Genomic DNA, 6,309 nt, shown 5'->3' with positions numbered 1-6,309 from the left:
CGGCGCGGCGCCGCGGTCGAGTGGTCGGCGACCGTCTCGGGAGGGCTGGTCGTCCACCCCGACAGCGGGCGGCTGCGGGCCGGCGCCTCGGCGGTGATCCGGGTGACCGCCGCCGATCCCGGGGAGAGCGGGTCCGGACGGGTCGTGTTCCGCTCGTCCGGGGGCGGCACCGGTTGCGCCGTCTCGTGGGACGGCCCCGCCCCCGAGGACTCCGAGCCCGCGCCCGATCCCACCGAGGCCCCCGAGCCGACTCCTACGCCCTCCGCGAGCCCGGAGCAGGAGGCTGCCTGATTTCCTGACCGGAAGCTGAACGACTTCGCGACATCCCTTAGCAATTGGGTAAACCATGGGCCTATGGCAAACGTCGCCATTGACGGTCCTGAGGGATGGTTGGTCACATGGGGTGGCGGTCAGCCATGCCATACCAGTCCGGGAGTCGGAAGATGCGGATCATCCGCAGAGTGCTCCAAGGGGCGCTCGCGCTCGCATGTGCGGCGGGAGCGGCCCTGGCGCTCACCGGGACCGAAGGTTTCTTTCGTTCTGTCCTGGTTCTTCTGTTTCTTCTGTTAACTCCTGCTGTCGCTCTAATTGGAGTGTTGCACGATCGTGACCCTCTCAGAGAGATAACGACTGGGATTGCGGCAAGTGTCGCTATCAACACGCTCCTTGCCATAGCCATGCTCTCTTTTGACGCATGGTCGCCACGTGCCGGAGTGGCGACGATCGCGGTTGTGGGAGCGTTCTTGTGGGTGCTGCGCACGCTGTATCGGGGCGACGGAGGCCTGCGGGCCGAACAGGGGGCGAGGTCAGGTTGAAGATCACTGTTGTATGTCCGGGGGAGCTCGGCGAGCCGGAGATCAACCGGTGGCGTGAGATCCAGAAGGCCTCCCCCGCGCTCGACAATCCGTTCCTGTCGGTGGACTTCACCCTGGCGATGGGCCGGTTGCGCGACCGCGTCAGGGTCGCCGTCATCGAGGACGGCGGCACGGTCGTGGGCTTCTTCCCCCACGAGCGGCACCCCTTCGGCGTCGGCAGGCCGCTGGGCGGCTTCCTCGTCACCTGCCACGGGGTGATCGCGACCCCGGAGTTCAAGATCGACGCACGTGAGCTGCTCCGGGCCTGCAGGCTCGCGGTCATCGACTTCGACTACCTGGTCGCGGGACAGCCCACGTTCTCCCCGTACGAGACGGACGTGCGGCCCGCCCCCGTCATGGACCTCGGTTCGGGGTTCGACGCCTACGTCGAGCAGATCCGCGCCGCCTCGCCGAAGAACTACAAGACCGTCCGCTACAAGGAACGCAAACTCGGCCGCGAACACGGCGAGGTCCGGTTCGACTGGGACTCCGCCGACCTCGGCGCGCTGCACACGCTCCTGCGCTGGAAGTCCGACCAGTACCAGCGGACCGGCCGGGTCGACCGCTTCGCCCAGCCCTGGATCATCCGGCTCGTCGAGGAGATGCACGCGGCCCGCTCCGACGACTTCGCCGGCGTCCTGACCATGGTCTACGCCGGGGACACCCCGGTCGCCGGCCACTTCGGCCTGCGCACCGCGCAGACCCTCGTCGGCTGGTTCCCCGCCTACGACACCGCCTACGCCCCCTACTCGCCCGGCATCATGCACCACCTGCACCTGGCCGAGCACGCCGCGGGCGCCGGCCTGCACCAGATCGACATGGGCAAGGGCGACCGGGAGTACAAGGACTGGCTGAAGACCGGCGTCCTGATGGTCGCCGAGGCCCGCGTCGCGCGCCCGTCCCCCACCACCGCCGTGCAGTGGGCGGGCCGGGTCCCCCTCAGCCGGCTGCGCACCGCCGTCGTGGACGACCCGCGTCTCTTCAAGGCAGCCGACCGCCTGCTCAAGGCCTACGGACAGGCAAAATCACGCCTCCGACCGCGTTTCCGCTCGCACCAGTCAACGCGGACACGGTAACCATTCCCTTCACGGCCATTCGATTCCCGATGTGACACCTCTCTCGCTCTCAGTCGCGCTCGTCCTCGTCTCGTGCCGGGAAACGAGCGCGCGGAAGGACCATCCGTCATCATGAACCACGAAACGATCAGAGCCAACGGCAAGCAGAGCGGCACGCTGCGCTCCATCCCGCCCCTCGAGCGGTTCACCCCGCTCACACCCCACATGGCCATCTCGCCCACCGTGAGCGTCGTCGTGCCCGCGATGAACGAGGCGGAGAACCTCCCGCACGTCTTCGCCACGCTGCCGCAGTGGATCGACGAGATCATCCTGGTGGACGGCAACTCGGTCGACGACACCGTCGCCGTCGCCAAGCGGCTGCGCCCCAACGTCCGCGTGGTCACCCAGACCGGGAAGGGCAAGGGCGACGCGCTGGCCGCGGGCTTCGCCGCCTGCACCGGTGACATCATCGTGATGATCGACGCCGACGGGTCCACCGACGGCCGGGAGATCATCCAGTTCGTGAGCGCGCTGGTGGCCGGCGCCGACTTCGTCAAGGGCTCGCGTTACGCCTCCGGCGGCGGCAGCGACGACCTCACCTTCACCCGCACGCTCGGCAACAAGGCGCTGACCGGTCTGGTGAACAAGATCTACGGGACCCAGTACAGCGACCTGTGCTACGGCTACAACGCCTTCTGGGCCCGCCACCTCGGCGTCCTCAACGTGGACTGCGCGGGCTTCGAGGTGGAGACCCTGATGAACATCCGGGCGGCCAAGGCCGGGCTGAAGATCCACGAGGTGCCCAGTCACGAGCGCTGCCGCATCCACGGGGAGAGCAACCTCCGCGCGGTCCGCGACGGCCTCCGGGTGCTCAGGACGATCATCAAGGAGTGGCGCGGCCGCTCCACGGCCAGGGTGCCCGAGCCGCGGACCGCCACCCCCGCCGCGGACCAGGGCGCCGCCTGACCATGAAGATCAGCGTCGTCATCTGCGTCTACACGGAAGACCGCTGGGAGGACATCCGGGCGGCCGTCGAGTCGGTCGAGCGGCAGCGGCGCAAGCCGTACGAGGTCATCCTGGTCGTCGATCACAACCCGGACCTGCACCTGCGGCTGAAGCAGGAGTACCCCGGCGCGATCGTGGTCGAGAACGCGCACGAGCAGGGGCTGTCCGGTGGCAAGAACACCGGCGCGGCGACCGCCTCGGGCGACGTCGTGGCGTACCTGGACGACGACGCGGTGGCGGAGCCCGGCTGGCTGGAGGCTTTGGAGGAGGGCTTCCAGGACCCGGCCGTCGTGGGGGTGGGCGGGTTGACGAGGCCGCTGTGGGCGACGGGCCGTCGCCCGCGCTGGTTCCCGCCGGAGTTCGACTGGACCGTGGGGTGCACCTACGTGGGCATGCCCGCGGTCCGCGCGCCGATCCGCAACGTCATGGGCGGCAACGCGGCCTTCCGCCGCGAGGTCGTGGGCGCGGCGGGCGGTTTCCACACCGGCATCGGCCGCAGCGTGCAGGGCTGCAGGAGCCGCCCGCTCGGCTGCGAGGAGACGGAGTTCTGCATCCGCCTCTCCCAGCGGCTTCCGGGAGCGGTGATGCTGTTCGAGCCGGCGGCGGTGATCGGGCACAAGGTCTCGGCGCAGCGGGAGCGGTTCGCCTACTTCCGGTCCCGCTGCTACGCCGAGGGCCTGTCCAAGGCCCTGGTCGCCTCCAGCGTCGGCGCCCAGGACGGCCTCTCCAGCGAGAGGGCGTACGCGACCAGGACCCTGCCCGCCGGAGTGCTGCGCGGGATCGGCGCGGCGCTCCGGGGCGACCCGGCGGGCCTGGCCAGGGCCTTCGCCATCGTCGTCGGCCTGGCCTGGACCGGCTGGGGCTATGTGGTGGGCACGACACGTCTGAAGTCGAGGCGATCATGACACGCGTTCCGATCCTGATGTACCACGCGGTGAGCGAGCGGCCGACCGAGGAGACCCGGCCGCTCGCGGTCTCACCGCGGCGCTTCGCCGAGCAGCTGGAGCTGCTCCGGGAGCAGGGTTTCACCCCGATGACCATGTCCGACCTGGTCGCCGGGGTGAACCGGACCGGCCCGCTGCCGGACAAGCCGGTGGCGATCACCTTCGACGACGGCTACGCCGACTTCCACGACGAGGCGCTGCCGCTGCTCGCCCGGTACGGCTATCCCGCGACGGTCTTCGTGACCACCGGCTGGATCCGGGACGCCGGGGCGGAGTCCGCCGGACGACCGCTGGGCCCCACCCTGGCCTGGAACCAGATCCGGGAGGCGGTCTCCTGCGGCGTCGAGATCGGCGGGCACAGCCACAGCCACCCGCAGCTCGACCAGCTCCCCGGCCGGGAGCTCCGCGACGAGCTGCGCAGGAACAAGGCCCTGCTGGAGGACCGCCTCGACCGCCCGGTGGCCGCCATGGCCTACCCCTACGGCTACTCCAGCGCCCGGGTGCGCCGGGAGGTCCGCAGGGCCGGCTACTGGACGGCGTGCGCCGTCGCCAACGACGCCTTCTGCGAGGGCGACGAGCTGCTGGCGCTGCCGCGGCTCACCGTCACCGAGCACACCTCGCCGATGAAGTTCGCCAAGGTGATCGCCGGGCAGGGCCTGCCCCTGCTCTACCTGCGCGAGCGGGCGCTCACCAAGGGATACGCGCTCGTACGGCGCACCCGCTACGGGCTGCACCGGACCGGCGCCCTGCTGCGGGTCGGGACGGGTAATGGGCGGTGACTGACACGAGTGTGCCGGCGGGGAGGACGGAGGGCGCGGAGCGGCGGCGAGGGCCGCTGGGCGCCCTGCGGGACCGCCTCCCCAAGGACCTGAACGATCCCCTGCTCCGCAACGCCTACTCACTGATCGTCAACGCCGGTGCGGCCGGCGCCCTCGGCCTGGCCTACTGGACGGTCGCCGCACGCTTCTACAGCGACGCCGACTACGGCCGCGGCTTCGCGCTGATCGCCGCCATGCGGCTGCTCGCGGCGCTCACCGCCTTCGGTTTCGTCGGCGCCCTCACCCGGTTCCTGCCCGAGAGCGGCCGGGCGACGGGCCGCCTGGTCGGCTGCACCTACCTGGTGGGCGGCGGCGCGGCGGCCGCCGCGACGGGGCTCTTCCTGTCCACGCTCCCGTCCTGGGGCGCCAACTTCGGCGGCCTGACCGGGTTCGCGCCCGCGGCCTGGTTCCTGCTGGCCGTCGTCCTGTGGTGCGTGTTCACGCTCCAGGACGTGGTGCTCACCGCGCTGGGCAAGGCGCCCTGGGTGCCGCTGATCGGGGTGGCCGTCGGGGTGGCGAAGCTCGGGCTGCTGATCGTGCTGGCCCCGTCCTTTCCCGGCTCGGGGATCTTCCTGGCCTGGACGATCCCGGTGGCCTTCACCGTCGTGCCGATCAGCATCGCGATCTTCACCAGGCTGGCGCCGCGGGCCGCCGCCCGCAGCGCCCACCGCCCGCCGCCCCCGCTGCGCAGGATCGGCGGCTTCCTGGCCGGCGACTTCCCCGGCACGCTGCTCATCCTGGCCAGCGTCTACCTCGTGCCCGCGCTGGTGTCCGGGGGCGTGGACGCGCGCATGGCGGGTTACTACGGCGCGGCGGTGACCCTCGTCGGCGTCTTCGACATGCTCGCCCTCAACATGGCCATCTCCCTGACCATCGAGGGGGCCGGCGACCCCGCGGCGCTCGCGGGCAGGTGCAGGCTCGCCCTCCGGCGGACCATGATGCTCCTGGTCCCCGCGGTGACGGTGACGGCGCTGGCCGCCCCGCTCATCCTCCGGCTCGGCTGGGGGGAGTCCTACGCCGAGCACGGAGCGGACGTGCTGCGGCTGCTCGCGATCGCCTCGATCCCGCACGCCCTCATCGAGATCCACCTGGGCGTGCTGCGCGCCCGCAGCCGCGTGCGGGCGCTGCTGCTGCTCCAGGCGCTGCTCTGCGTCCTGGTCGTGGGACTGTCGTTCGTCTTCTTCCGCGCCCACGGCATCACCGGCGTGGGCCTGGGCACCCTCGCCGCCCAGGTGATCGTCGCCGCCGTCATCGCCCCCGGCCTGTTCAAGGTGATCCGGACGGGCGGTACGCCCGGCACCGGGCTGCCGCCGGACGCCGGCCTCTCACCGGACAACGTCCCGACCCTGGTGATGATGACGGTCGACGCCCAGCCCACCGTCACCCGGCTCCCGGGCGGATCGCCCTCCGCGGGCGGCTCCGCGTCACGGCTCCGGGCGGCGCCGGGTCCGCGGGCGCGGTCCGCCGTTCCCGCCGTGCCGTGGTGGGAGTGGACGCGCGCCCTGCTTCCGCCGCTGATCGCCGTCGAGGGTCTCATGATCGTCGTCCTCACCGTGGTCGGCGGCGGCGCGCGCCCGCCGTACCCCGTGCCAGCGGCGGCCCTCGCCGGCGCCGGGCTGGTGGCGGTCGCCCT

At 71.5% G+C, this 6,309-nt stretch carries 5 protein-coding genes and 1 pseudogene; all 6 read left to right on the top strand.

The genetic code is table 11. From position 1 onward, the window contains the following. Positions 1–291 (top strand): annotated as a pseudogene (locus ACWJ6R_RS27875) (hypothetical protein); the annotation flags it as partial. 520 nt (positions 292–811) lie between these two features. Continuing rightward, complete coding sequence (locus ACWJ6R_RS27870; protein WP_449065075.1) at positions 812–1,930, top strand: GNAT family N-acetyltransferase; 1,119 nt, start codon at positions 812–814, stop codon at positions 1,928–1,930. Positions 1,931–2,041: 111 nt separating this feature from the next. Further along, positions 2,042–2,875: a glycosyltransferase family 2 protein gene (locus ACWJ6R_RS27865; RefSeq protein WP_449065074.1), complete on the top strand. Its 834-nt coding sequence runs from the start codon at positions 2,042–2,044 to the stop codon at positions 2,873–2,875. 2 nt (positions 2,876–2,877) lie between these two features. Beyond that, a complete protein-coding gene (locus tag ACWJ6R_RS27860) occupies positions 2,878–3,819 on the top strand; it encodes a glycosyltransferase family 2 protein (RefSeq protein ID WP_449065073.1) in 942 nt (313 codons plus the stop codon). Continuing rightward, positions 3,816–4,637, top strand: coding sequence for a polysaccharide deacetylase family protein (locus ACWJ6R_RS27855; RefSeq protein ID WP_449065072.1), 822 nt, complete (start codon positions 3,816–3,818; stop codon positions 4,635–4,637). Before ACWJ6R_RS27860 ends, ACWJ6R_RS27855 begins: the two co-directional genes overlap by 4 nt. After that, positions 4,634–6,309, top strand: a 1,676-nt coding sequence (locus ACWJ6R_RS27850) for a lipopolysaccharide biosynthesis protein (RefSeq protein ID WP_449065071.1), incomplete at its 3' end; no start/stop codon positions are given. The genes ACWJ6R_RS27855 and ACWJ6R_RS27850, both read left to right, overlap by 4 nt.

It is taken from the genome of Planomonospora algeriensis (assembly GCF_977012225.1).
This window is presented reverse-complemented; position numbering and strand designations above follow the sequence as displayed.

Coding starts and splice junctions, on each gene's coding strand:
- ACWJ6R_RS27865 (WP_449065074.1), top strand. CDS start 2,042: ATGAACCACGAAACGATCAGAGCCAACGGCAAGCAGAGCGGCACGCTG.
- ACWJ6R_RS27860 (WP_449065073.1), top strand. CDS start 2,878: ATGAAGATCAGCGTCGTCATCTGCGTCTACACGGAAGACCGCTGGGAG.
- ACWJ6R_RS27855 (WP_449065072.1), top strand. CDS start 3,816: ATGACACGCGTTCCGATCCTGATGTACCACGCGGTGAGCGAGCGGCCG.